Consider the following 25712-nt stretch of genomic DNA (forward strand, 5'->3'; position numbering starts at 1 on the left):
TAAACATCGGCCCTCACCTCGCTTTCACTCTTGGTCGGCCCACCTTTCAGGCCGTCGATCTGTCGGGACGCGACTCACGGGCAATGCATGGCTCCCTGCGCTTGAAACAAAAGCGATTTTTATGCTGCTTCGTCGAACTCGACAACCTGGCGCTGCGACATCCAGTTATAGAAGGCCATGCGGTTTACCCGAACGGAGCCGCCGATCCAGATGGCGGGGAAGTCGTCTCGGTGCGCAAGCTCATATGCGCGCCGGTCACCGATGCCAAGGATTTTAGCAACGTCCTTCATTGTGATGGTGTCTTGCTGTGCCATGATGTTCAGGAAGCCAGTAGCAGCGTTCAGCAAGTCAGTCAGTTCAGTGTGGCTTGCGGTTTGCATCGCTTTTTCGATCCGGTCGAACAGACCGTCAGCGAGTTTAGATGCGTCTTTCATTTGGTTCACCTCACTTTTTGAATTCGTCTTCCGAAACGCCCAACTTCGCAGCGATCCGCTGGATCACATAAGCAGACGTTCTGGCCTTGCCCGTCTCGATCTGCGAGATCATGGACGCAGTGCAGATGCCCTCTGCCAGCTCCTTTTGAATCCAGCCGCGCTGCTTGCGTAACTTGCGCACTTTCTTTCCGTTGATCTCCATCGGTTTCACCTCCGGGTGATCTTAACTTTCTAAACGCTTCCTATTCTCGAAACTAGAAATGTTTGCTAGAATTAAGAGAATAGTTGTCATCTACGCCGATGTTGCAGCGTGCCCATCAACTACGCGAAATGCGTCATTTACCTTAAAAAAAAGAGACATATCAAATTCAAGGAAACTCGCAATAGAAAACGCTGCGGAACCGCTAGGTTTCTTGCCATTCTCGATTTCGCTGTAGTAAGTGCGAGAGATACCTGCACCTTCAGCTACCTGCAACTGAGATAAACCACGGCTGTGGCGGCGTTCTACTAGCCAATCTCGTTTCATATTATCACCTCCACTACGCGAAATGCGTCATCTCTGTGACTTCATACTACTACGCATATTGCGTCGTGTCAATAAAAATAGACGCTTTTTGCGTCATTTATTTTTCTGACGCGTATTGCGTCGTATAATGAGCAATGAAAGGGGCGACCAAAGTGGAAATTCTGCGTCAAGAACGCTTAAAAAGAGGATGGAAACAAGACGATGTAGCCGATAAGATAGGTGTAAGCAGAACGACTTACGCAAGCTGGGAACAAGGGCATAGGTCGCCCGACTTAGACACATTTGAAGCCCTTGCTGATTTATTCGGTTGTACGATGGATTATTTAAAGGGACGATCTAAGAAGCGTGAGTTGACAGAGGAAGAAGATCGGGAGCGATCTGAAAAGTTATATCTACAGATGATCGAGGACTTTGAGAACTGCCGCGTCTACGGATGGAGTCCGGAGCGCTCGAAACACATGGCCGAACAGTTGCGCTTCCAACTCGAACAAACCAAGAAAGAGATGCAAAACGAAAAATAATACTTCGCCGTTCGCCGGTCAGACAAAGCCACGGTATAAACCGTGGCTTTGTGCTTCTATTGGATATTCACAATCACTAGGAATTTAGATAAGAAAAGACCCACTAGGCATAGTGGGTCTTTGTTGTTTTGACTTATGCTGTTTGTGCATCCACGCCGTTCTGGTTTGCAGCAGAAAGAGCAATATTGTATAGGGTTTGATGTTCTTCACGAAGATCATCAAACGAAGGATGGAAGTCTTCGGGTATTGCAAGTTTATTCTTTTCGGACATAAGAAAAACCTCCGCAAATTTTCGTTCGATCTATTAACTAGATCATAAACGATGCAGAGGTTTTTTTACACGAGTTCAGCACAACTCACTTTACAGTTGGGTCTATTTTGGTGCTTGACTTTACAGATTTGTTGAAAAGGTGATACTTTGCGGCCCGGGCGGCGCCTGTTCCGCTACCTTAGAGCCATTGCCAACACCAACAAACAGAGTTGTTACTAATGCAGACGCGATGAGAAGCGCAGCGATCTTTCTCATTTCATCACCCCACTAAATCTTTTGTATGATATTGATGCAATTTTATAATACCGCAACGCTGACTCCACGTCACCTTCATCATGATAAATGCTCGCTAATTCCAAGCTAATATCATGAATTAACGAGTGGTCATCAGACATCTTAACTACATCAAATGCCGTTTTTAAAAACTTAGCTCTTCGCTTGTGGTCTTCTTCTGCTGTTGCAAGTTTCAGGAACAACGCCGCTAACAAAGGAACGGGAGCTCTGTTGCCTACGATTTTTATGGCCTTTTCTAGTAAGTCTTTAGCAATGTCAGAATTACCTTGCATTAAGTACCCGGAAGATAAGTCATTGGCAGTTCTACAAATCATGTCATAATGATTCACTTCGTACGCTATGGAAAGCGCCTCTTCATACCGATTGATTGCTTCTAAAGGATTCCCTAGTTTCATGTCAATATCTGCGAGGTTATGAAGTGATTCTATGATATGCTCATGCAAATTATGTGCACGATAAATCTCAAGAACCGAAGAATGCAATGATAGGGATGATTCAAAATCATTTTGGTTTGCATAGATATTCGCTTTCAATTGCAACGCAAGAGGCCGAGACATTTCAGGACAATTTTCCACTACAATTTCCAGCATATCCAGCGCTTTATCATACTCATGCAAATGATAATGGCACAACGCAATATTGAACAATACAGAAAATGTCATATCACTATCATTCACATCTAGCAAAAAAGTTTTAGCCTTTTGCCAGCATTCTAACGCCAATTTCCTTTGCCCTAACTGCAAATACACTCTACCTTTTAGGTTCAATGAGTTAATGAGCTGAAGTGAGCCTTTCGATTCGGAGATCAAAACATCCGCCTTGTCCAAAGCGCGATCTAAGTCCCCACGACCAGAAAGTGAGTCTTCGATATACTGGATAAGATCTTCTTGGTCTCCGTTTGCTGCAGACCAGAATGCTATTGGAATTCTGAATGCCTTTGAAACACGCTTGAGATAAGAATGGGTAGCATCCGTTATTCCCTTCTCAACATCGCTAATATGAGTGTGGGAATAACCAACTGCATCTGCAAAGCGTCTCAACGACAATTTATTACGTTCTCTAAATTTTTTTAGATTATCCCGAATTATTGATTGCGATTTTTCGTACTCACTTTGTTCAGTCACACTTCTCACCTCCATGATAGATTCGAACAGTTCAGCAACCATTATTTTACCATCACGAAATAATCGAGGCAATTTTCATTTAATTTTTATGGTAAACAAAAAGAAGAGGCCGCCGTTTCCGGCAGCCTCTTCTTTACCAATCAAATCTCCTAACCATTCTACCACGAAATTGGTAAAATAGGAGTACCAATCAAATCTCAAAATTAGGAGGCGCAACATGCAAGGTAGCTTCCAAAAGAAAGGAAACAGATGGTACTTTGTTCTTCGGGTCGGCGAGATCGATCCCAAGACAGGCCAGAAGAAGCCTAAGTGGTTTCCGGGTGGTACGACTAAGAAAGAAGCTCAGAAGAAATGCGCGGAGTTCTTGGCCAAGTACAACGCCGAAGGTTCGTATGTTGAGCCCACCAACATGACTCTCGGTGAATACCTGGACTACTGGCTAGAGAACTACGTGAAGCCGAATTGGTCTGATATGACGATCGAGAGCAAGCGATACGCGATCAACGGCAGCATCAAACCGGCACTGGGGCATATCAAACTAAAGAATCTAAAACCCTCTGTCATTCAGGAATTTTACACTTCGCTGATCAATAAAGGGTTGATGGCTTCTACAGTTCAAAACTACCACACTACGCTGAAAACGGCTCTGAAGTATGCGGTGACATGGAAGTTCATCGGAAGCAACCCCGTTCTGGCTACCCAGCCTCCGAAGAACAAAAAAGCGCCGTTCGAGGTAATGACACCTGCCGATCTCAAAAGAATCCTTGACGTGTTCAAAGAACTTCCGGACGACAAGGACATCATCCTTTTTACCTCAATGACAGGTATGCGGATCGGAGAGGTGCTGGGGCTCAAATGGAGTAACGTAAATCTTGAGTCGAAAACGGCTTCTGTAAGGCACATAGTGCTTCGAGTGACGGGTCAGGGTCTGATTATCAAGGATTCACCCAAAACGGACTCTAGCAGGCGCACAGTGGCCCTTCCAGACGCGATTGTCGCTCTTTTGAAACGCCGGAAGAAACAGCTCCTAGAAAGTAAGATGAGGTTGCGATCCTCCTATCAAGATAATGACCTCGTCTTCCCCTCTGGAGACGGGCGACCAATGTGCCCACAGGCTGTGTCAAGGAGATTCACAAAGGCAACAAAAAAACTTGGGATGGATTTCAATTTCCATGGCCTTCGTCACTTCTACGCTAGTCAGCTCCTTGCCAATGGCGAGAACATAAAAATCGTTCAGGAGTCATTAGGTCATAAAGATGCGTCGATGACTTTGAACATTTACAGCCACGTCATGCCCGAAGCTCACGCAGGAGCCGCGAAACGCTTAGAAGATTCGTTGAGAAATCTTATTTGAGCATCCAACGTTAGAAGAATGTTAGAAGTTTCTCTCGATCCAGTCCAGAAAACGTTGGTATCAAAAGGGTTTTCAGGATTCGTTCGCATTATACAACAAACTCTGACAAGTTACGATTCAACTCGATTGAGAGTCAAAACTATGATACAATGCAACTCTGACTAGTAACGTGCAGGAGGGACTTCGATGTCGTCAACCCAGTTCATCACAGTTGAAGGACCGATCGGGATCGGAAAAACGTCTTTGGCGCGCGCCATCAGCGCACGGTACGGTTTTCAACTGCTGCAAGAGATCGTCGAGGAAAACCCGTTCCTCGGACGTTTTTACGAAAACATCGAGGAGTGGAGCTTCCAAACCGAGATGTTTTTTCTGTGCAACCGGTACAAGCAGTTAGCCGATATCTCGAACGATTACCTCAAGCAAGACCGCTCCGTTGTGTCAGACTACAACATTTTCAAGAACACGATCTTCGCGCACCGCACTTTGCATATGGGTGAATTGGACAAGTATCTGAAAATTTACGACATCCTCACATCCGACATGCCCAAAGCGACGTTGATCATTCATCTGTCGGCAAGCGTGGAGACGATCATGTCCCGCATTGCCAAGCGCAACCGCGAATTTGAGACCAATATGGACCCCAACTACATTCGCCATCTGCGCGATGATTACGAATTGTTCCTCTCCCGCTACAAGCTCCAGAACCCGGACGTTCCGGTGCTGCAGCTCGATGGGGACAAACTGGATTTTGTAAAAAATCCGGGGGATCTTCAATACATCTTTGACCAAATCGATTCGATTCTCGCAAAGGAGCAGCGCTCACATGCCTAACATTGATGTACTCGACCGCTTCGGGATTCCCCGCGACGCGGTGATCACGATCGGCGGCACGGTTGGCGTCGGCAAGTCCACGATCACGATGGCGCTTGCGGAGACGCTCGGTTTTCGCACGTCGCTTGAGAAAGTGGACACCAACCCGTACCTCGATCTGTTCTACAACGATTTTGAGAAGTGGAGTTTCCACCTGCAAATCTACTTCCTCGCCGAGCGTTTCAAGGAGCAAAAGCGCATCTTCGAATACGGCGGCGGGTTTGTGCAAGACCGTTCGATCTACGAGGACACCGGCATTTTTGCCAAGATGCTCTATGAGCAAGGCAAGATGAGCGAAACTGATTACGAAACGTACACTTCACTGTTTGAAGCGATGGTGATGACGCCGTACTTCCCGCATCCGGACGTGCTGATCTACTTGGAAGGCAGCTTCGAGGACGTCATCAACCGCATCCACGAGCGCGGCCGCCCGATGGAGCAGAACACCGACATCGCGTACTGGCAAGAGATGTACCGCCGCTACGAGGACTGGATCAACAACTTCACCGCTTGCCCGGTGATCCGCATCAACATCAACGAGTACGATGTGGTGCAAGACCGCGACTCGATCCACCACGTGCTGGAGAAGATCTCGCAACGCATCTCGCAAAACAACCGCCGCGTGCGCGCGTAGTTTTTTTCATTCTTGAACTCATCAAAAAAGCATCGGAGCCTGTGAGGGCGGGCCGATGCTTTTTTATGCTTGTGCAGGCTTGGCTGGTTGGTTTTAGGCAGCATGAGCTTTGCGTCCGACGAACGCGCTGAGCACGGGCAGGGCGATCGAGGAGAGCAGGAAGATCAGGTACACACCAGCAAAAAGGAAGATGCCGCCGCAGTTTTCGTCCTCCGCCCCCGGCAAGAGTTTCACCCACGTGGAGTAGCCGAGCCAGAGGTAGAGGTTGGGGAGCACGCCGATCAGCGAGATGAGGAACGCTTTCGGGCGGTGGAAGCGGCAGGTGTACCTCAGCCAGCCGTAGAGATACGCGATGCCGGCAACCGCAAACAGCACCAGCGCCAACATCAGCGCCAAGCTGAACCAGATCCCCCTCAGATACAAACCTGCCAACAACATCGTTCCGACAACGACCGCAACACTGAGCGCGATGTACCCCGCATTCAGCCCCGCCAGCCGGATTCCTTCGATGAGTGTACGCATACTGGATATCCCTCCCAGTTCTATCATACGCCGCTCACCTCCCGCTGACCAGAGCTCCTCCCTCACAACTTCCTCATAAAATAGGCTCCTGCCCTCACGGGAAGGAGCCTTCGCATCGATCGGACCAGATTGTGGTATTTGATCTCGACCATGGACCAGAGCATATCATCGTCAGTATTTCGCGAGTGTCTTTGTCGTTTGGAAGGAACTTCGAGTACAGACCGTGGGTGACCGCGTTGCGGTTGTACCTCGGCGCTCCATGTCCTCGCGCACGATCGTTTCTAAACTGACCGCCACTGCTGCGCGGAGGCGGCACCCTAACTGGGCGCTTTTTCTATTTCACGCACCCGCCCACAATTCGCAGACAGGTGATCTTCCCGACTCCGTCTACTCCATTCTGTTCGTCAACAACTCTACCTCCCACCAAACGGTCTGCAACTTGCATTTTTAATCGAAAACTGAATATAATATTTTTAACAAAAAGGAGGTGATACTATGTCCAAGAAAATCAAAATGATCTTGTTGGCAAGCGTGTTTGCTGCTGTTGCAGCTGTAGGCTTCTTCAGCCTTGATACCCAACCTGCATCTGCATCCTCGGGAGTTTGCCCATACGATAACGATATCGATTGCCTTGATTATTAACCTCCATACCAAAAGAGAGAAGGCTCAGACCACGCCCTCTCTCTTTTTCTATCGCTTTTATTCTTATTGATAGATGTTACCCGCAGTATAGGCAAAGGCATAGTCGATGGTTTCCTTTTCTTGAAGGATGCTCCTCGCGTCATAAGCAGCAAGTTCACACGCTACTTCCAGCGGTACCACCAACCCATTCCAGACTACAGCCTCACCGCCGAACGCGCGCGCTTATTTCAGCAAGAAGAAAAAGAACAGCGCCGCGATCACGAAGCGGTAGACCGCAAACCATTCGAGTTTCAAGCGCTTGATCAAGTTCAAGAACGTTACAACGGCGATCATCGCAACGACAAACGCGGCGATGAACCCGATTCCAAACAACAGCATCGCGTCGGAGGTCAGGTATTCCCGGCTGTCCCACAGGTCGAGCGCCGTCGCCCCAAGCATGACCGGAACCGAGATGATGAACGTGAAGTCGGCCGCCGCTTTCTGGCTTGTCCCAAGCAACATCCCACCGGAGATCGTCGAACCGGAGCGCGAAAAGCCCGGCCAGAGCGCGAGGCATTGGAACAGGCCGATGCCAAACGCCTGCTTGTAGGAGATGTCGTCCGTGTCTTCCGCCGTCACGTTGCGTTTGGCGCGCGCTGCGATGATCATCAGAACGCCGCCGATCACCAACCCGATCAGAACGGTGGCGGGGCTGAACAGCACGTCTTTGATAAAGTCTTTGAGCAGCAGGTACACGATGAGCGCCGGGATCATCGCCAGAATCATGTGCACGGCGTTCAGTTTGTTTTTTTCCCGGAAGTTGAGGGTGACCAGACCTTTCAAGATGTCCATGTACCGCTTCCAGTAGAGAATCAGCACGGCGAGCACCGCGCCCAGCTGGATGACGATCTTGAACGTCGTCGCCACATCGCCTTCGAAGTCGAACAGGCTTCCCACCAAGATCAGGTGCCCGGTGGAGGAGACCGGAAGAAATTCCGTCAAACCTTCCACAATCCCTAACAGGATCGCAATCAGGATGTCGTTCATGTGCAGAAATCCTCGCCTTTCGTCTGTCGTTGTCGGAAGAGTATTCCTCTAGTAGAGTATGCCTATTTGAGATAAATTTCAACGTACATCATGTAAAGAAATAAAACCCCTCTTCCGCGAATTTGGAAGAGGGGTTTTGGCTTTAAGCTAGGCGGCAGTTACTTTTTGCCGTGCTCGTTTCTGTTTCCTGGGTCGTTGTTCCCTTGGCTGTTGTTGTCTTGGTGGTGCGGGTTTTGCGGAACGTTCCAGCCGTAGTGGTTGCCGTTGTCGTGATGCGCTTGGTGTTTTTGTTCTTGCGGTTGCGTCGTGGTGGCGGTTTTCGCTTCCTCGTTCAGCGGAATCGTGACGACCGGAGCCGGAGCCTGGTTCGGTGCCGGAGTTGCGGCAGCGTCCGAAGTTGGTGCCGTCGGCGCGGTCGAAGTGCTGTCCGTGGACGGCGTGCCGGTCGCCGGAGTGCTTGCCGTGCCGGTGGTATTCGTCGTACCTGCGGAGTCGGTTGCGGAACCGGTGCCGGTTTGGTCAGTGGTGGTGCCGGATTTCGCATCATCGCCTTGGGAGTCGTTATCGCCTTGAGCATCTTCATCATCTTGATGCTTGTGCTTGTTGTGCTTTTCGAGGTTCTTCTCCAAGTGCTTGATCGCGTTCTCGACACCCTTGCGGCCGGATTCCGGCAGCTTGTCCAACAGCGACTTCAGAATGGCGATGGCTTGTTCCGGGCTCATCTTGCCGACTTTTTGATCGTCCGTCGTCGTGTTCGTGGTGCTCGACGACGTTGCGGTGGAATCGGTCGAGGTCGTCGACGTTGCGGTTCCGGTCTTTTCCGTCCCGGTTGTCACCGTGCCCGTTGCGTCCGTGGTGCTCGGCGTATCGGTCGAAGTCGTGGTGCCCGCTTCCGTTTTTTCCGTGCTGTCGGTTTGAGTTTGATCGGCGTCGTCTTGCTTGTCTGCCGTGTCAGCGCCGTCCTTTTTTTCCAGCAGGTCGTTGGCTTGGGTGAGCAGGACTTCGATTTCTTTCATTTGCTCTTCGTCGTACTTGTTGTTGCCTTTGGCCGCGAGAGCTTTCAGTTCCGCCGCTTTTTCGTTGGCGTATTGGAGGAGCAGGTCTGCTTTTTTGTCATCGTTGAAGGTCACGAGCAAGTTGATGTCGCGAGCCAGCTGTTTGAAGAAGTAGAAGAACGAATCCGGCGTCATGCCCGGCTGAACGTCTTCCACCGTCGAAGTCGCAGTGGCCGTTCCGTCCGTCGAGGTCGTCGTGCTCGTTGTCGTGGTTCCTGCCGTCGTCGTGCCCGTCACGCCGTCTGCATACGCGGCGACCGGCGCCAGCGCCAGAGCGGCGATCAGAGTGGAAGAAGTCAGGAGTTTTTTTGTCATTTTCATCTTGGTTGGCATCCCCTTTGTCTGTGTAGCTTTTTCTGTTTAGAGACAATACGTCCCCCACCCGCCCCTTATGGGTGTCCTTGTCGAAAAAAACAAAAAAACCCTCCGCTTACCGCGAAGGGTTTTTCCTGACAAACACATACGCCCCGTACAAAAAAACAAACGGCAACAGCGGCAATGCGTAACGCGGACTCGTCACGTACACCATGTGCAACGCCGTGAAATACGCCATCCACAGCGCCATCATCCAGGCGTACCGCTCCCGTCGCACAAACGCCCAAATCATCCCGAGCAACGAGATCCCGAGCATCACGCGGTGCACGTTGTGCAGCGTCCCTCGCCACTCCTTCAACACGTCCGCCCAGTCAAACGTGCCGTCCCAGTACGCTTTGAACTTGCCCCACGTGTACCACTTCACCATCGCCCACGGGTCGCTCTCGAACTGTTCCTTCAAATGCTGCTTGCCAAGCGACATCAGCAAGTCGTCGGTGGCCACCAGATTGCCGGGGACTTTCTTCCACCCCTTGGGGTAGTCGGGAAACTCCTCGTCATGCCCGTTCGCCCACACGTCGTGGTTGATGTACGTCCCGGTCAAAAACGGATTCCCGCTCGCCTTGGTCAGCGGAATAATCCGATGGAAGTCCAGATAGTTGCGCACAATCCACGGCGAAAGCACCGCGAACAGCATCGCCACCAACACCGTGCCGACGAGAAACGCCTGCTTGAAGCGAAAATCACGCCGGAACCACAAGTACACGCCCACCGCGATCGGCAACAGCGCAATCGTCGGCCGCGCATACGTCGCGAGTCCGAGCAAGAGCCCCGCCCACACGAAATCCCGCCATTCCTTCGACTCCACCGCCCGGAACAGCTGGATAAAAAACCACAGCACCAACAGCGTGAACATCGTCTCCGTCAGCAGCGCGCAGTTGACGAGCATATACGGCGGATACACCGCCAGCGCGCCCGCCGCGATCAGTCCGGCGTTAATGCCGCTCTTCGAACTCTTCGCTTCCACGACCGTCCGCGAACCGAACCACTCGCCGGACGCCTGCACCGTCATGCGCCCGAACAGCATCCCGCCCAGACGCACCACGAGCAAAAGCGATCCCGTGCCCATCAGCGCCACGACGATCCTCGCCGCCTGCAACCCCGTCTCGCCGGAGCCGAAGATCGCAAACAGCCCGCTCAACAAGAGCGGAAACAGCGGCGGGATGAACACCGTCGGCTGGTCGATGTAACTGCCGAACGTAAAAACCCCCGCTTCCAGCAGCCGTCTGGCGCTCTGCACGTACATTTTGTCATCGTAATCGGTCATCAACTTGTCGCCGAGCGCCAAGATCATCCACAGCCGCAACCCGAACCCCACGGCGAGGATGGTCCCCAAGACGATCCCCTGTCTCCTCGTCATCTGTGCATATCCCTCTCCTCTGTCTCCTGCCAAAAAACCCCCTCGGCAGGGAGGGGGTTCATTTTTTCTCCGATTTCAGGGTACTGCGTTCTAGGGCTTCACGATCCGGGTCATTCCGCCCATGTACGGCACGAGCGCGTCCGGAATCTTCACCGAACCGTCCGCTTGCTGGTAGTTCTCCAGAATCGCCGCCACGGTGCGTCCGATCGCGAGACCGGAACCGTTGATCGTGTGCACAAACTCCGGCTTGGCACCTGCTTCCGGACGGAAGCGGATGTTGGCGCGGCGCGCTTGGAAATCTTCGAAGTTCGAGCACGACGAAATCTCGCGGTACGTGTTCGCCTCCGGAAGCCACACTTCGAGGTCGTTTTTCTTCGCGGCGCCGAAGCCGAGGTCGCCAAAGCACATGTCGAGCTTGCGGTACGGCAGTTCCAGACGCTGCAGGATCGTCTCGGCATCCCGCACCAGTTTCGCCCACTCGTCGTAGGACGTTTCCGGCGAGACGAACTTGACCATCTCGACTTTGTTGAACTGGTGCTGGCGGATCAGACCGCGGGTGTCGCGGCCCGCCGAGCCCGCTTCGGAGCGGAAGCACGGGGTGTACGCGACAAAGTACACCGGCAGTTGCTCGGCGGTGAGAATGTCGTCGCGGTAGTAGTTCGTCACCGGAACTTCTGCCGTCGGCGCGAGGAAGAAGTCGGTGTCGACCAACTTGAACGCGTCTTCCTCAAACTTCGGCAAGTTGCCCGTGCCGGTCATCGACGCGCGGTTGACGATAAACGGCGGCAGCACTTCGGTGTAGCCGTGCTCGGTGGTGTGAATGTCGAGCATGAAAGAGATCAGCGCGCGCTCCAGACGAGCCCCCGCCCCTTTGTAGAAAGCGAACCGGGCGCCGGTGATCTTGGCAGCCGCTTCAAAGTCGATAATGCCAAGGTCGGCCGCCAATTCCCAGTGCGGCTTCGGCTCGAAATCGAACTGGCGCGGTTCGCCCCAGCGTGCGATCTCGACGTTCTCGTCCTCGGTCAGACCTTGCGGGACGGATTCGTGCGGCATGTTCGGGATGACGAGCAGCAGGTGGTTGGCACGCTCTTCGACGGTGCGCAGCTCTTCGTCCAATTCCTTGATGCGGTCGCCGACTTCGCGCATTTCAGCGATGATGGCGTCGGCGTTCTCGCCGGCTTTCTTCATCTTGGCGACTTCTTGGGAGACCGCGTTGCGGCGCGCTTTCAGTTGCTCGACTTCGACGAGCAGTTCGCGGCGGCGCTTGTCCAGATCGAGGAATTCATCGAGAGCCGCGGTCGATTCCCCGCGGTTGTTCAGCGCCTGACGAACGCGTTCCGGTTCGTTGCGCAAAAGTTTCGGGTCCAACATGGGAGAGTCATCCTTCCTGTATGTAAACGTGTCGTTTTTTATAAGACAAACTGTTACTAGTGTATCACACAGTCTCCCCCAAATTCAAACGCGCACTCATGAAAAAAGGAGCGCCGCCAAGGACGCTCCTCATTTCGTGAACCTCTTACTTCTTCGCTTCCTCCACCATCGAGAGGAAGTACTTGTGCAGGCGCACATCGTCGGTCAATTCCGGGTGGAACGACGCGCCGAGGATGTGACCTTGGCGGGCGGTGACGACGCGGTCGTGAAACGTGGACAGCACGTCGACTTTGTCGCCCACTTCCATGATGTGCGGTGCGCGGATGAACACGGCGCGGTACTTCTCGTCACCCTCCAAGCCTTTCACATCGAGATCGGTCTCGAAAGAATCGACTTGGCGGCCGAACGAATTGCGGTCGACGAGCACGTCGAACACGCCGAGATGCGACCAATCTTGGCCGTGAATGCGTTCCGCAAGCAAGATCAAACCTGCGCAGGTGCCAAACATCGGCACGCCGTTTTTCGCCATCTCGCGGACCGGTTCCATCAGTTCGTATTTGTTCATGAGCTTGCCGATCGTGGTGGACTCCCCGCCCGGCAGGACGAGGCCGTCGAGCCCTTCGAGGTCGGCCGGCCATTTGACCGCCACGACTTCGTCAGCACCCGCTTGCTCCAAGCTCTTGATATGTTCTGCGACAGCGCCTTGCAGGGCCAGTACGCCGATTTTCATTCCGGGTTCCTTCTTTCTTACCAGCCGCGTTCCGCCATGCGGTCAGCTTGCGACAGGGTGGAAAGCTCGATCCCTTTCATGGCGATGCCGAGGTTTTTGGAGAGTTCGCCGATCAGTTTGAAGTCGTTGTAGTGGGTGGTCGCTTGGACGATCGCACGAGCAAACTTCTCCGGGTTCTCCGATTTGAAGATACCGGAACCGACGAAGACACCGTCTGCGCCGAGGTGCATCATCAGCGCTGCGTCAGCCGGAGTTGCCACGCCGCCTGCCGCGAAGTTGACGACCGGCAGTTTGCCGTCTTTGCGAACTTGCAGGAGGAGCTCAACCGGCGCGCCGATGTTCTTCGCTTCTGCGATGATTTCGTCCTCGGACATGGAGGTGACTTTGCGGATTTGCGCTTGCACGGTGCGCATGTGCTTCACCGCTTCCACGATGTTGCCGGTACCCGGTTCGCCCTTGGTACGGAGCATCGACGCGCCTTCTGCGATGCGGCGGAGCGCTTCGCCGAGGTCGCGGCAGCCGCAAACGAACGGCACGGTGAACTCGCGCTTGTTGATGTGGAATTTGTCGTCCGCCGGGGTGAGAACTTCGGACTCGTCGAGGTAGTCGACGCCGAGCGCTTCGAGGACGCGCGCTTCTACGAAGTGACCGATACGAGCTTTTGCCATAACCGGGATGGAGACCGCGTTCATGACTTCCTCGATGATGGTCGGGTCGGCCATACGAGCAACGCCGCCGGCGGAACGGATGTCAGCCGGAACGCGTTCCAGCGCCATGACGGCAACTGCGCCCGCTTCTTCGGCGATTTTCGCCTGCTCCGCGTTGATGACGTCCATGATAACGCCGCCCTTTTGCATTTCCGCCATACCGCGTTTGACACGAGTAGTACCAGTTTCGATCATTGGGTAATTGCGCCTCCTGTATATGGAAAGTGAGTGGTGAACGTATGTCCTTGCCTTTCAAGTATCCATTGTAACCTAGTACACCTAACGTGACAAGAATAGGCAAAAAACCAGGGGGTTATCCCTGGTTTCTGGTATTCTCTTGATTCTCCGGGGCCATACGCCGCAAAAAAGCGCGGAACATGAAAAAGCCGCCGGGGATCAAGATGACGAACAGCACGATCGAAGAAATCAGATACCATGCGGGTGCATTCAAAGAGATTCCCTCACTTCGACTTATTTAAACAGGTTTCCAATCGAGGAGAACAGGTTGCCGAAGAAATTGCCGATGCCGCGGAACATCAGGCGAATCCACGAGCCTTTCTCCACGTCTTGAGCCGCCACGAGCGGAACGGACGCGATCGTCTTGCCGTCTTGGACCGCATCGAGTTCGCCGATGACTTGTCCCTTTTTCACCGGAGCGGTGACGTCTTGGTAGACAGCTTTCTTGGTGATGTCCGGAGCGCCGTTCTTCGTTGCGATGATCAGGTCGTCCTTGGCGACAGCGCCGATTTCTTTCTCCACACCGGAGGTGATCGGGGCGAGGTCGGATACGGACTCGTCCTTTTTGATCACGGTCGTCGGTTTGTAGTTCGCGAAGCCGTACTCCAAGATCTTGATCGAGTCGTTGACGCGCATGTTGTCGTCCTTGGCACCCAGTTCCACGCCAAGCAAGCGCATGCCGTTACGCTGTGCCGTGCCGACGAGGTTGTTGCCCGCTTCGTCGGTGAAGCCGGTCTTCAGACCGTCCATGCCCTCAATCTTGCCGAGCACGTGGTTGGTGTTCTCCAACTTAAACTTGCCGTCGCGGATCGTCTTGCTCTGGATCTTCGTGATGTCGAGCACTTGCGGGTATTTCGTGATCAGTTCGCGCGCCATCAGTGCGATGTCGTACGCGGAGCTGTAGTGGTTCGGGTCGTGCAAGCCGTTGGAGTCGGCGAAGTGCGTGTCTTTCATGCCGAGCTCTTGGGCTTTTTTGTTCATGCGGTCGACGAAAGCTTGTTCGCTGCCGCCGATAAATTCTGCGGTCGCGACGCAGGCGTCGTTGGCCGACGGGATCGCGATAAATTCAATCATGTCTTGCAGGGTCCATTTTTCCTTCGGGTCCAACCAGACGCTGGAGCCTTCGACACCGTACGCGTTGTTGGAGATCGGCACGACGTCGGTCAGTTTCTTCTCGCCTTTTTCCACCGCTTCATAGGTGAGCAAGAGCGTCATGATCTTCGTGACAGATGCCGGGTAACGCTTGGCATGCTCGTTTTTCGTCCAGAGCAGTTGCCCGGTTTTCACGTCCATCAAGAGGCCGGCCGGAGAGTCGATTTGCAGATCGGCCGCCGCCGGTTTGTTGTCTTCCGCATACGCCGCGATCGCCCCGAGGTGCACCGGACCAACTTGCACGCTCGGTGCCGCGACGGCCATCAACAGCGCCGCGACCAAGGCGCCAGAGGCGGTTTTCGTCCAGAAACGTTTCTTCATTGTGTCTACACTCCTCCAGTCCCTTGGAATTTATCGCACAATTGCGTGATTGTTTGTCCTGAACAGACATATGAGATTATACCATAGTTAGACAGCACAAGTACGGCTTCCATGTATGACAGAAAAAAGACAAATGCCGCGAGTTGGAAACATAAGTATTACCGACCCGTCAATTTTTTGTCCGATTCGAGCCAAACTGTGATCATGATGACTTTTTTCCGACATGTTCGTGTTTCATCCTATATATTTAGGAACACGAACGATTGTCAGCCACTATTTTCTCTTCTTTTGATAAGTTTTCATCTTTCCTCGGTATACTGCTGGTTTAGGAACGAGAGAAACAGGAAGAGGGGGATGAAGGATGTCTGCTCGTGTTTTGATCTTAACCAGTGATTTCGGCGAAGGCCATCAACAAGTCGCGGAGGCGATGCAACGGGTGTTGGCGGAACACTACCCCGGCCTGCACGCCCGCGTCGTCAACGTGATGGAATGCCTGCACCCTCGCCTGCACCCGATTTCGCGAACGGTGTTCTTGCAAGCGCTCAAAAAGCTGCCTTCCCTCTACGGCTTCCTGTATCGGAAAACGTACGGACCCACGATCTCCTCGCACTTTTTGAACGAACTGACCAACTTCGGGCTTAAACGTCTGGAACATCTCTTGCAAGCCGAACAACCGGATGTCGTGGTTTCCACGTTTCCGTTTGCGTCCGCCGCGATGTCGCATCTTCGCAAACAACACGTCACCGACGTGCCGCTCGTGACGATCATCACCGACCATACGGTTCACCATTCTTGGATTCACCCCGGCACGGATCTCTACCTCGTCGGCTCCAAACGCGTCCAAGACGGTCTGGTCGCCTCGGGCGTCCCGCACGAGTGCATTGAGGTCACCGGCATCCCGGTGCGTCCCGCTTTTGGAAAAAACTACTCCAAGCACCATTTGCGCATGGTGCACGGACTACGCCCCACCACACCGGTCGTGTTGATCCTCGGCGGCGGGTTCGGGCTGTTTGGCGAAGACCTGTTTGATGAGGCACTGCTCGACACGCTGCCGACGCCCGTGCAACTCGTCATCGTCTGCGGGCACAACGAAAAAGCCAGAGCGCAGATCGAACGAGTGCTGGGCGGACACCGCGAACGGGTGAAGGTGCTCGGTTTCGTCGACAATATGCAGGAATGGATGGCGATGGCCGACCTCGTGCTGACCAAACCCGGCGGTGTGACCACATCGGAAGCGATGGCGCTGGAAATCCCGATGCTGCTCTACAAACCGATCCCGGGCCAGGAAGAAGACAACCTGCGCTACCTCGTCGGGTCCGGCGTCGCGCTCGCCGCCGCCTCGAAAGCACGGCTCCTCGAAAACCTGCGCCTGCTCCTGCAAGACGACGCGTTGCGCTTGCAGATGAAACACGCCGCCGCCCGGGAAGGGCACAAAGACTCCGCCCGAGAAGCGGCGCGGCTGTTGGAGCGTTTTTTTGCTCCGGTGCCGGTGTCTCTCTACCAATAGGAAAGGAGCCTCGACATGCAGCCGCGAGACCCAGTCGTTCTACTCCTCTACGCCCGCTACGGGGCGGGGCACATCCAAGTCGCCGAAGCGTTGCGGACCGCTTTTGAAGAAGCGGGCGTTGCGCAGGTCGTGCTCTTGGATCTGTTCCATGAAGCGCACCCGTGGGTGGATTCGCTCTCGAAGTTTTTGTACCGGAAATCGTTCACGCTGTTCCCGACGTTGTACGGCTGGAGTTACTACCGCACGCGGAACATGACGCACGAAGGAGTTCTGTCGCGCCAGTTCAATTCCTTCGGGCTCCACACCTTGAAGAAAACGATCGACGCGCTCCAGCCCGATCTCGTCATCAACACGTTTCCGATGCTGGCGATGCCGGAATTTCGCCGGCAGACCGGGCATCGCATTCCGACGTTTGCCGTGCTGACCGACTTCGTGCTGCACAACCGCTGGATTCACCCGGAGATCGACAAGTATTACGTCGCCACGCACGACTTGGCGCACGAACTCGTGCAGGCGGGGATTCACCCCGACCAAGTCGTCGTCAGCGGCATTCCGATTCGCTCGGGATTTGCTCTGGCAGAAGACCCGCAAGCCGAGAAGCGCGAACTTCAGAAGCGCTACCGCCTCCACCCGGAGAAGAAAAAAATCCTCCTCTCCGCAGGCGGGTACGGCGTCTCGTGGAACTGGCTGGAGATCATACGCACGTTCGCCGAACAGGGCTGGGAAGTGCTCGTTGCCTGCGGGCAGAATGAAGCGGTCCGCGCAGAGTTGCAAGCGGTGGCGGCGAACCTGCCCGACGTGCAGGTGTTCGGGTATGTCAAACGGATGGAAGAGTTGATGAAGAGCGCGGACTTGCTCGTCACCAAGGCGGGCGGGATCACGTTGGCCGAGGCGCTCAGCCTTCACTTGCCGATTCTGATCCTCTCGCCGGTGCCGGGACAGGAGTTGGAGAACGCGCGCTATCTGGAAGCCAAGGGAGCGGCGCGCGTCATTCGCGACCGCCGCGACTTGGATGACGTGTTCCGGCTGCTGCGCGACGGCTCGCTGCTCTCCCGCATGCAAGGCCGATCCACACTCGGCCAATCGCGTTCCGCCGAGCGGGTGGCGGCCGACATCAAAACCTCTTGGAAAGAAGGGATCGCACATCGTGGCTCCCGCGAAGCAGTCGAAGAACTTGTTCAACATCCCTAACTTGATGCTCCCGATGTTGCTGATGCTGTTTCTCGTGGAATTTGTGCGGGCGGCTGTCTTGATGAGTTACTTGCCCGCGTACGGCGTCACGAAACTCGGGTTTTCCGTGTCGATGGTCGGCGTGGCGGTCACCGCGCACTACGCCGCCGACACGCTGTTGAAACTGGTCAGCGGATATTTGCTCGACCGGTTTTCGTTTCGTTGGATTCTTCCCGCCGGACTGGCCCTCGGACTGCTCAGTTTGCTTTCCATGCAGCTGTTTTCAAGTTCCTGGTGGCTCGTCATCGCCACGACGCTCTACGGCGTCGGGCTCTCTCCCGTGTGGCTCGTCTGCGTGTCCTATCTGCAAGAAAACCAGCGCGGAACGCAGTTGGGCGCCATCTACACCGCATGGATGGGCGGGATGGGCGGAGGGCTTTTTTTGACGAACTTCATGCTCGACCGCAACGCGCCCTTGGCGTTTTGGCTGTTGCTCGGATTGGCAGGCGCGGCTCTCGTGTTGTCGCTTTTTTTACCGAAGCCGACGGAGCATCACGCGCTGTCCGCTCCTCTGCGCGACCAGCTCGCCGACCTCGCGCTTCGTCTGAAGGCGATGGGGCCGCTCCTGCCCGGCATGATCTTGCAAACGCTTGCGGCGGGGATGCTCGTCCCGATCTTGCCGTCGTTTGTGACGTCGCTGATGGGCTTGACCTATTCGCAGTACTCCCTGCTGTTGCTGTTCGGCGGGGTATGCGCGGTGGCGGGCTTGATTCCAATGGGCAGACTCTCCGACCATTTCGGGCAACGCTGGTTTCTCGTCGGCGGCTTTGCGGTGTTTGCCGTCTCGCTTTCATGTCTCTCCGGCAGTCGCTCGTTTGTCAGCGGATTGCTCTGGGCGATCGTGCTCGGACTTTCGTACTCGGCGGTGCTGCCCGCATGGAACGCGCTGCTGGCGTCGCAGGTGTCGCAAGAACAGCAAGGGGTGTCTTGGGCGGTGTTCTCCAGCGTCGAGGGCATCGGCGTGATGTTCGGCCCGATTCTCGGCGGCTGGATCGGCGATTTGCTGTCGGCGAGGGCGACGTTGATCATGAGCGCGATCGTGATGGCGGCGATTGCGTTGTTCTATGGATTTTATCCGCTGCAACATCTCTTTCGCGGCAAAAGCAAGACCGTATCGTAGAAGCAAGACAGTTTCGTAGAAGGAAGTGGAATCAATGGCGAAATGGGTTCTGGAAGCAGCGCTCGCCTTGGTCATTCTCTACTGCCTGCTTCCGTTTCTTCTGAGCCGGGTTGCCGGAATCGGCGTCATGCGCAAGGAGAACAGAAGCACAACTGTTGCCTTGACGTTTGACGACGGGCCCAACCCTGACTATACGCCGCGTGTGTTGGATCTCCTCAAAGAGTTCGGGGTGCGGGCGACGTTTTTTGTCGTCGGTACGCAAGCCAAGCAGCATCCGGAGTTGATCGAGCGCATGCACCGCGAGGGGCACAGCATCGGCATTCACGGGTACGTGCATCATCCGCACTGGCTGCAATCCCCGCGGCTCGTGCTGCGCAACGCGGAAAAAACGGCCGACATCGTCGAGGAGATCACCGGCGTGCGCCCGACGCTTTTGCGACCGCCGTGGGGGCTTTTGAACGGGCTGGACTACCTGTTCCTGCGCAAGTTTCGCATCGTCCTCTGGTCGGTGATGGTCGGCGACTGGCGCAAGCAAGACGTGAACCGGCTGTCGGGGCGTCTGCGACGGGGCTTGAAGCCGGGCGCGGTGATCGTCTTGCACGATTCGGATCACACGCCGGGCGCAGAGCGGGGAGCGCCGCTCGTGATGCTGCAAGCGTTGCGAAGTTTGCTGGAGGAATCGGCGGCGCAAAACCTGCACTGGGCGCGAGTTGAGGAGATGGACATGGACAGACAACGAGTGGGCACGCGGCTGTGGCTGATGTGGGAGCACCTGTTCCAACGCTTGTACGGCGTGCAAAAACTGCGCTCCGACGAAGACCTGCTGATGGTGAAGCCGATCGCGTTCAAGGGTCATGAGGCGATCCGACTGGAGGACGGCACCGTCATTCAGCGGGGCGACCGCTTGCTGGAAATCCATATGAACAACGACCGCTTGTTGGTCTTGCATGAGCAAGCGAATTCCGAAATGCAATTGGCAAAAATGCTGGTCAAAGAGACGAGAAAGGTCCTCAAGGAAGCGGCGGTCTATCTCAACGACCCGCAGAACGAAGGCATCAAAGCGCTGTACGGCATCTCGTTCATCCACCGCGGGGTGGAGCCGCTCGGGTTCAAGACGCTCTCGATGTCGCGCGGCCTGTTCGCCTCTGCGACGAAGTGGTACTTGCGGGTGCTGCTTTTCTTCCTGCACCCCGCCGGCGGCGACCGTCTCAAACTGCGCACCGACCAACTGGTCCCGTACCACGTGGTGCTCTCGCGCCAAGAACTTTTTTCTCGTTATCTGTAGGTTTTTTGAGGTAAAAAAAAGACCAAGTCCGCGTGTGGTGGACTTGGTCTTTTAACGTATCGTAGCTAGGAAAGGAATTACACGCTGTAGTTCGGCGCTTCCTTGGCGATTTGCACATCATGCGGATGGCTTTCTTTCAAGCCCGCACCCGTGATGCGGATGAATTGCGTGTTGGACTGCAGTTCCGCGATCGTCGCGACGCCGCAGTAGCCCATGCCGGCGCGGATGCCGCCGACGTTTTGGTAGATGATGTCGGCCAGGGACCCACGGTACGGGACGCGGCCTTCGATGCCTTCCGGAACCAATTTCTTGGCGCTGTCGGTGTTCTCTTGGAAGTAACGGTCGCTCGACCCTTCCTTCATCGCTCCGATCGAGCCCATGCCGCGATACACCTTGAAATAGCGGCCTTGGTGGATTTCCATCTCGCCCGGCGATTCCTCGGTGCCCGCCAAGAGCGAGCCGACCATGACGCAATCGGCACCCGCCGCCAGCGCCTTCACGATGTCGCCGGAGTACTTGATCCCGCCGTCTGCGATGATCGGGATGTTGTACTCGCGCGCCACCGTCGCGCAGTCGTAGATCGCCGTGATCTGCGGCACGCCGATCCCTGCCACAACGCGGGTCGTGCAGATCGAACCCGGCCCGATGCCGACCTTGACGGCCGATGCTCCCGCTTCGATCAGATCGCGGGTCGCCTCTCCCGTCGCGACGTTGCCCGCCACGATGTCGAGGTCCGGATACTTCGCGCGAATTTCGCTCACGGTGTTGATGACGCCCAGCGAATGTCCGTGTGCAGTGTCCACAACGATCAGGTCGACCCCTGCGTTCACCAGCGCTTCCACGCGCTCAAACGTGTCTTTGGAGACACCGACGGCAGCGCCGACGATCAGGCGGCCCTTCTCATCCTTGGCGGCGTTCGGGAAGCGGATCGCTTTCTCGATGTCCTTGATCGTGATCAAGCCCTTGAGATGGTAGTTCTCGTCGACGAGCGGGAGTTTCTCGATCTTGGCGCTTTGCAGAATCTCCTGCGCCTCTTCCAGGGTCGTGCCCACCGGCGCGGTGACGAGGTTTTCCTTGGTCATCACGTCGCCTATTTTGCGGCCGAAGTTTTTCTCAAAGCGCAGGTCGCGGTTGGTGATGATCCCGACCAGTTTTCCGTCCGCTTCGATGATCGGGACGCCGGAGATGCGGTATTTCGCCATCATCTCTTCGGCGTGGTAGAGCTGGTGTTCCGGTGTGAGGTAGATCGGGTTGGTGATGACGCCGGACTCCGAACGCTTGACGCGGTCGACTTCCTCGGCTTGGCGCTCGATCGGCATGTTCTTGTGAATGATGCCGATGCCCCCCTCGCGCGCCATCGCGATTGCCATCTTCGACTCGGTGACAGTGTCCATCCCCGCCGACACGATCGGCGTGTTGAGTTTGACTTTGCGCGTGATGCGGGACGCGACGGAGACGTCGCGCGGCAAGATCTCCGATTTCGCAGGAATCAACAAGACGTCGTCAAACGTGAGCCCTTCCTTGGCAAATTTGTTCTGCCACATAACCGATATTCCCCCCAAGTTGTTAGGTATAGATTGTCCCTTGACCGTGGATATTAGTGACTAGTTTAGCAATAGGCTCTAGGCAGGTCAAGCACGTTGTGAAAGAGGGGTGTGAAGCTCGATGCAAGCGCAAGTTCGCATTCCGTCGGAACAACCGTACCGCAAGCTCTGGGATACGTTTGTCTACTACGAAAACGAGCAGACGACCAGCGAGTTCCTGCGCCGGCAATACGAAGCCCAAGGCTTGGAGTCGGTGTCGAAGTGGGTGTACCAAGCGACGCCCAAGTTTATTTTTTCGATCAAGCAAGCGCGGGAGTACTATCGCGCAGCTGAAGCCTGTGATATTTTGACCAAACCGCTCTTGCTCTATTACGGGATGATGGCGCTCTCCAAAGCCCTGATCACTTCGCGCACTCCCGACTATCCCTCCACCACGTCGGTCCTCAAACACGGCCTCTCCACCCGCAAACTCAAGCGGGACGGCTACGCGTTTGCCGACGACGAAGTGCGCGTGCAGAAGGACGGGATTTTTCAAACACTGCACCAGACGCTCGGCGGCCCGGACTTTCAGCCGATGCACCCGTTTCGGATGAAAGAGCTGCTCGGCGTCATTCCGGAGCTCAAACACGCCTACGAACGTCTCTACGGGCCCGCCCCCGTGTGCCCGCTCGATTTTTTTCAACCCGAATCCACGAAAAAACCGCACTGGCACGTTCCCCGCTCCTTCGTCTCGTCTGCCCGGAAGACGCGCGATGAGCTTTTGGAGTTGCTCAATCGGCACGGCGGCGAGGAGACTCGTTTTTCCTTCCCGGAAGAGCCCAGCGAGACGGGGCTGTTGCGCATCGAAGTGGACGGGAATCCGACCGGCCATCGGTTGCTTTTGCACGATTTTTCGGGACGGCCGCATCTTCGCCTGCCTCATGAGGGAGACTTGGTACTGCCGGAGATTTCGGTGCACTTCATGGTGATGTTCGTGCTGGGCATGCTGTGCCGGTACGAGACGGAGCGATGGGGCGAGATGATCTTGACGTTTTCTTCGCACGATACGTTTTTGATCAACGAGTTTCTGAACGTGTCGATGCGCAAGTTTCCGAATCTGATCTTGGACGAGTTGAATCAGGAACAGACGATCTTTTTCACGCCCTGAAACGCGGCGGGAGGGGAGGCGGTGTCATGACGACACGGGAAAACCGACTGTGGCGGGAGATGCAAACCGCACTGTGCGAAGCCCCCGGCGTAACGCTTCAGCTGGTGGAGAACTGGCGTGATCACGAAGGGCTGTGTTGGGGTCTCTTGGCATGGTTGTCCGGCGAAGCGGCGTCCGCTCACCGCATGCGCAAGGAAGCGCTCTGCCGTGCCTCCGTCTCGTTGGAGTTGCTTTGGCTCTCACAGCGTTTGCAAGAGGAGTCACCCGTGTCGGGCGTTGCAGGCACGGCGGGCGGCATCCGACCGCTGGAGCAGTACCGGATCGCCGACTATCTCTACGCCAAAGGGCTGTCGCTGACCGCCGGCCTGCCGTCGGAGGTGGCGCGGGAAATCGCCGAAGAAGCCTGCCGCTTCAAAGCGGACCGCTTGCTGTGGAACCCGGCGGAGTGGGGCGAGCATGCGGCGTTGGAGTTGGCGTACCGCAAGCTGGGCCGGTGGACGGCGGTGTGCTGCAAAGTGGGGGCGTTGCTTGGCGCGTGTGAAGAGCGGGTGCGCGAGGCGTTGATTCAGTACGGGTTTTCGCTTGGCATGGCCGTTGCGTCGGATGGAGGCTCGGCCGTTTTGTACCGTCAAAAAGCGTTGTCTTGTTTGTCCGCACTGCCGGACGGAGAGACGAAATCTCTGTTGCGGGCTGTGCCGGACGCCTTCATGTTGGGCAAAGGGAGGGCGTTCCTCGATGTTTGAATGGATGAATGGAATGGACCGTGTCCGCCGCACGCCATGGGGCTTTTGGCGGATGAGCATATGGGCGGTCTGGTTGGCGGCGTTGCCCACCGTCGGCGGTTGGTTGCTCGAAGGCTACTTGGCGTGGACGAAGTCTTGGGAGCCGCACATCGGCTGGGCGGTTGTGCTGCATTCGTTACTTTGTGCGGCGTGGCGTTTGCAACATCGGTGGAGTGCATTGGCGACGGCACGTGAACGCGGGTCGAAAGTTTTGGGGCGACGGATCGGGGTCCTTCGATTCGCAGACGGCGTGTCAACGTCCAGACATCTGGCGGCAGGGTGTTTTTTGCTGCTGGTGCTGGTGGGGACGACGGCGACACTGCAAGTTTCGCATACGTTTCTGATCAGCGTATTGTGCGGATTGCTCGGGGCGATTCGGGTGTGGAACGTGAACATCCGGTCGCGCAAATCGATCCGCCGAAGCCTTGCGAACACGATTTGGATGACGTTGTTTCACGGGATGATTTTGACCGGGTGGATGGTTGTGCAGTAGCAGTTCGAGTCCTTCCGCTTTTCGAGTTTGAAAAAAAGCCTCCGTTCCGCGTGGGAAGGGGAGGCTTTTCGTTATTGTTTTTTGTTGTGTTTTCCGTTGCCTTACTGGACCGAAATGGCGTAGTAATCGATAGCGCCAATCTCTTCGAAGCCGATCGATTGGTAGAGGCCGAGGGCGTTTTTGTTTTCGCAGGCGACTTCGAGTTCGACGTTCGGGTAGCCGTCTTGGAGGAGTTCCTGCACGACTTCAGAAAGCACTTGGCGTCCGTAGCCTTTGCCTTGGTGATGTTTATCGACACAGAATCCGTAGATGCCGGCGCCTTGGGTTTCCGGGTAGAGCACGACTTGCATCGTACCGATGCGCTCTTCGCCCAGGCAGAACACATACGTGCGGCGGGTCGGCAGTTCAAAGAACGAAGCGTCTTTCGCCGGGCGGATCGGATAGCCGAACGCATCGGACGCCACTTGTGCGCAAAATTGAGCGTCCGCGACCGTGGCACGGCGCACGAGCAGGTTGTCATGGCGCTTCGGTTGAATCTTGGCGGTTTGGAGTTTCATTCCGTATTCGGAATGCTGATACTGACCGCCGTAGTGTTTCGCCACAGCCGTAGCGCTCTCCGATTTGTTGTCGACGACAAACAGCAGTTTGGGAATTGTGCGCTGCTTCAATTGCTCATAGGCGGCGTGGAAGAGCTGACGGAAGATCCCCTTGCAGCGGGCGTCCGGATGCACCGCTGCGATCATTTCCGCTTCCGTGGATTGGATCGCAAACAGAGCGAAGTACCCGAGCAGCCGGCCGTCTTCGCAGTAGAGGAAATCGTCCGTTTGGTCGCCTTTGCGCTCTTTCAACATGTCCCAGTTCATTTTCAACTGGATGCCTTCAAGATTGTTGCAAACCTCCACCAATTCACGAATTTCCGTCAATTCTTCAGGTGTGAGGCTTTGTTTGGCCACGATCAATGCGATCACTCCTTCTTGTGCAAAAAAAGCCCGATCCTCTGCTGAGAATCGAGCTTTTTGGTTGCCTCGCGACGTCCTACTCTCCCGGGACCCTGCGGTCCGAGTACCATCGGCGCTGGAAA

At 55.3% G+C, this 25712-nt stretch carries 28 protein-coding genes; 12 read left to right on the top strand and 16 right to left on the bottom strand.

The window, feature by feature from the left end; all coding sequences use genetic code 11:
* Window positions 1–119: 119 nt before the first annotated feature.
* The 3 genes from EL26_RS26050 to EL26_RS21225 form a co-directional block, all read right to left on the bottom strand.
* On the bottom strand, window positions 120–434 hold the full coding sequence (locus EL26_RS26050) for a helix-turn-helix domain-containing protein (protein ID WP_038094029.1): 315 nt from the start codon (window positions 432–434) through the stop codon (window positions 120–122).
* 10 nt (window positions 435–444) lie between these two features.
* Window positions 445–636 carry a helix-turn-helix domain-containing protein gene (locus EL26_RS21220; RefSeq protein WP_038094030.1) on the bottom strand — a complete coding sequence of 64 codons (192 nt, stop codon included), beginning with the start codon at window positions 634–636 and terminating at the stop codon, window positions 445–447.
* A 90-nt stretch (window positions 637–726) separates the two neighbouring features.
* Complete coding sequence (locus EL26_RS21225; protein WP_052036661.1) at window positions 727–960, bottom strand: helix-turn-helix transcriptional regulator; 234 nt, start codon at window positions 958–960, stop codon at window positions 727–729.
* Between the two features lie 152 nt (window positions 961–1112).
* Between EL26_RS21225 and EL26_RS24750 the strand changes: the two genes are divergently transcribed.
* Entirely contained in the window at window positions 1113–1481 is a 369-nt protein-coding gene (locus tag EL26_RS24750) for a helix-turn-helix domain-containing protein (protein WP_161780771.1), read from the top strand.
* Window positions 1482–1614: 133 nt separating this feature from the next.
* Here EL26_RS24750 and EL26_RS25630 read toward each other — a convergent pair whose 3' ends face one another.
* A complete protein-coding gene (locus tag EL26_RS25630; protein WP_161780772.1) occupies window positions 1615–1752 on the bottom strand; it encodes a hypothetical protein in 138 nt (45 codons plus the stop codon).
* 251 nt (window positions 1753–2003) lie between these two features.
* Window positions 2004–3170 (bottom strand): tetratricopeptide repeat protein, encoded by a 1167-nt coding sequence (locus EL26_RS21235; protein ID WP_038094031.1) that lies wholly within the window; start codon window positions 3168–3170, stop codon window positions 2004–2006.
* Window positions 3171–3387: 217 nt separating this feature from the next.
* On the opposite strand from EL26_RS21235, the gene EL26_RS21240 reads away from it, so the two are divergent.
* From EL26_RS21240 to EL26_RS21250, 3 genes are all read left to right on the top strand, one after another.
* Window positions 3388–4524 (top strand): tyrosine-type recombinase/integrase, encoded by a 1137-nt coding sequence (locus tag EL26_RS21240; protein ID WP_038094034.1) that lies wholly within the window; start codon window positions 3388–3390, stop codon window positions 4522–4524.
* Between the two features lie 186 nt (window positions 4525–4710).
* The gene (locus EL26_RS21245) at window positions 4711–5355 is read left to right on the top strand and encodes a deoxynucleoside kinase (protein ID WP_038094036.1); all 645 of its coding nucleotides are present in this window, start codon (window positions 4711–4713) and stop codon (window positions 5353–5355) included.
* On the top strand, window positions 5348–6028 hold the full coding sequence (locus EL26_RS21250; RefSeq protein WP_420802084.1) for a deoxynucleoside kinase: 681 nt from the start codon (window positions 5348–5350) through the stop codon (window positions 6026–6028). Before EL26_RS21245 ends, EL26_RS21250 begins: the two co-directional genes overlap by 8 nt.
* Before the next feature lie 93 nt (window positions 6029–6121).
* Here the strand turns inward: EL26_RS21250 and EL26_RS21255 are convergent, their stop codons facing one another.
* A complete protein-coding gene (locus tag EL26_RS21255; RefSeq protein ID WP_038094039.1) occupies window positions 6122–6550 on the bottom strand; it encodes a hypothetical protein in 429 nt (142 codons plus the stop codon).
* 495 nt (window positions 6551–7045) lie between these two features.
* Between EL26_RS21255 and EL26_RS25635 the strand changes: the two genes are divergently transcribed.
* Window positions 7046–7192, top strand: a complete 147-nt coding sequence (locus EL26_RS25635; protein ID WP_161780773.1) for a hypothetical protein — start codon at window positions 7046–7048, stop codon at window positions 7190–7192.
* Window positions 7193–7414: 222 nt separating this feature from the next.
* Here EL26_RS25635 and EL26_RS21260 read toward each other — a convergent pair whose 3' ends face one another.
* From EL26_RS21260 to EL26_RS21290, 8 genes are all read right to left on the bottom strand, one after another.
* Window positions 7415–8218: an undecaprenyl-diphosphate phosphatase gene (locus tag EL26_RS21260; RefSeq protein ID WP_038094042.1), complete on the bottom strand. Its 804-nt coding sequence runs from the start codon at window positions 8216–8218 to the stop codon at window positions 7415–7417.
* 158 nt (window positions 8219–8376) lie between these two features.
* Entirely contained in the window at window positions 8377–9594 is a 1218-nt protein-coding gene (locus EL26_RS21265) for a DUF5667 domain-containing protein (RefSeq protein WP_038094044.1), read from the bottom strand.
* A gap of 109 nt (window positions 9595–9703) precedes the next feature.
* Complete coding sequence (locus tag EL26_RS21270) at window positions 9704–11005, bottom strand: ArnT family glycosyltransferase (RefSeq protein ID WP_081857391.1); 1302 nt, start codon at window positions 11003–11005, stop codon at window positions 9704–9706.
* A gap of 90 nt (window positions 11006–11095) precedes the next feature.
* A complete protein-coding gene (gene serS, locus EL26_RS21275; RefSeq protein WP_038094050.1) occupies window positions 11096–12376 on the bottom strand; it encodes a serine--tRNA ligase in 1281 nt (426 codons plus the stop codon).
* Between the two features lie 145 nt (window positions 12377–12521).
* Complete coding sequence (pdxT, locus tag EL26_RS21280; RefSeq protein ID WP_038094053.1) at window positions 12522–13106, bottom strand: pyridoxal 5'-phosphate synthase glutaminase subunit PdxT; 585 nt, start codon at window positions 13104–13106, stop codon at window positions 12522–12524.
* Between the two features lie 17 nt (window positions 13107–13123).
* Window positions 13124–14008 carry a pyridoxal 5'-phosphate synthase lyase subunit PdxS gene (gene pdxS, locus EL26_RS21285; protein ID WP_038094056.1) on the bottom strand — a complete coding sequence of 295 codons (885 nt, stop codon included), beginning with the start codon at window positions 14006–14008 and terminating at the stop codon, window positions 13124–13126.
* 118 nt (window positions 14009–14126) lie between these two features.
* A complete protein-coding gene (locus EL26_RS25640) occupies window positions 14127–14264 on the bottom strand; it encodes a hypothetical protein (RefSeq protein ID WP_161780774.1) in 138 nt (45 codons plus the stop codon).
* 20 nt (window positions 14265–14284) lie between these two features.
* Window positions 14285–15523: a D-alanyl-D-alanine carboxypeptidase family protein gene (locus EL26_RS21290; RefSeq protein WP_052036662.1), complete on the bottom strand. Its 1239-nt coding sequence runs from the start codon at window positions 15521–15523 to the stop codon at window positions 14285–14287.
* A gap of 361 nt (window positions 15524–15884) precedes the next feature.
* On the opposite strand from EL26_RS21290, the gene EL26_RS21295 reads away from it, so the two are divergent.
* From EL26_RS21295 to EL26_RS21310, 4 genes are read left to right on the top strand one after another with little or no spacing between them, the layout of a single operon-like run.
* Window positions 15885–17030, top strand: a complete 1146-nt coding sequence (locus EL26_RS21295; RefSeq protein WP_052036663.1) for an MGDG synthase family glycosyltransferase — start codon at window positions 15885–15887, stop codon at window positions 17028–17030.
* A 15-nt stretch (window positions 17031–17045) separates the two neighbouring features.
* On the top strand, window positions 17046–18221 hold the full coding sequence (locus tag EL26_RS21300; RefSeq protein WP_052036664.1) for an MGDG synthase family glycosyltransferase: 1176 nt from the start codon (window positions 17046–17048) through the stop codon (window positions 18219–18221).
* A complete protein-coding gene (locus EL26_RS21305) occupies window positions 18178–19380 on the top strand; it encodes an MFS transporter (RefSeq protein WP_173424636.1) in 1203 nt (400 codons plus the stop codon). The genes EL26_RS21300 and EL26_RS21305 overlap by 44 nt, the downstream gene beginning before the upstream one ends.
* 34 nt (window positions 19381–19414) lie before the next feature.
* Window positions 19415–20665, top strand: a complete 1251-nt coding sequence (locus EL26_RS21310; protein ID WP_052036665.1) for a polysaccharide deacetylase family protein — start codon at window positions 19415–19417, stop codon at window positions 20663–20665.
* 77 nt (window positions 20666–20742) lie between these two features.
* Here the strand turns inward: EL26_RS21310 and guaB are convergent, their stop codons facing one another.
* Window positions 20743–22209, bottom strand: coding sequence for an IMP dehydrogenase (gene guaB / locus EL26_RS21315; RefSeq protein ID WP_038094058.1), 1467 nt, complete (start codon window positions 22207–22209; stop codon window positions 20743–20745).
* Between the two features lie 121 nt (window positions 22210–22330).
* Between guaB and EL26_RS21320 the strand changes: the two genes are divergently transcribed.
* From EL26_RS21320 to EL26_RS21330, 3 genes are read left to right on the top strand one after another with little or no spacing between them, the layout of a single operon-like run.
* Window positions 22331–23356 carry a YaaC family protein gene (locus EL26_RS21320; protein ID WP_038094060.1) on the top strand — a complete coding sequence of 342 codons (1026 nt, stop codon included), beginning with the start codon at window positions 22331–22333 and terminating at the stop codon, window positions 23354–23356.
* 26 nt (window positions 23357–23382) lie between these two features.
* Window positions 23383–24099 (top strand): polyprenyl synthetase family protein, encoded by a 717-nt coding sequence (locus EL26_RS21325; RefSeq protein ID WP_038094062.1) that lies wholly within the window; start codon window positions 23383–23385, stop codon window positions 24097–24099.
* Window positions 24092–24631, top strand: coding sequence for a hypothetical protein (locus EL26_RS21330; RefSeq protein ID WP_038094065.1), 540 nt, complete (start codon window positions 24092–24094; stop codon window positions 24629–24631). The genes EL26_RS21325 and EL26_RS21330 overlap by 8 nt, the downstream gene beginning before the upstream one ends.
* Before the next feature lie 101 nt (window positions 24632–24732).
* Here EL26_RS21330 and EL26_RS21335 read toward each other — a convergent pair whose 3' ends face one another.
* Window positions 24733–25584: a GNAT family N-acetyltransferase gene (locus tag EL26_RS21335; protein WP_238546163.1), complete on the bottom strand. Its 852-nt coding sequence runs from the start codon at window positions 25582–25584 to the stop codon at window positions 24733–24735.
* Window positions 25585–25712 lie beyond the last annotated feature (128 nt).

The organism is Tumebacillus flagellatus (genome assembly GCF_000714935.1).
In the GTDB taxonomy this organism is placed as follows: Bacteria; Bacillota; Bacilli; order Tumebacillales; family Tumebacillaceae; genus Tumebacillus; species Tumebacillus flagellatus.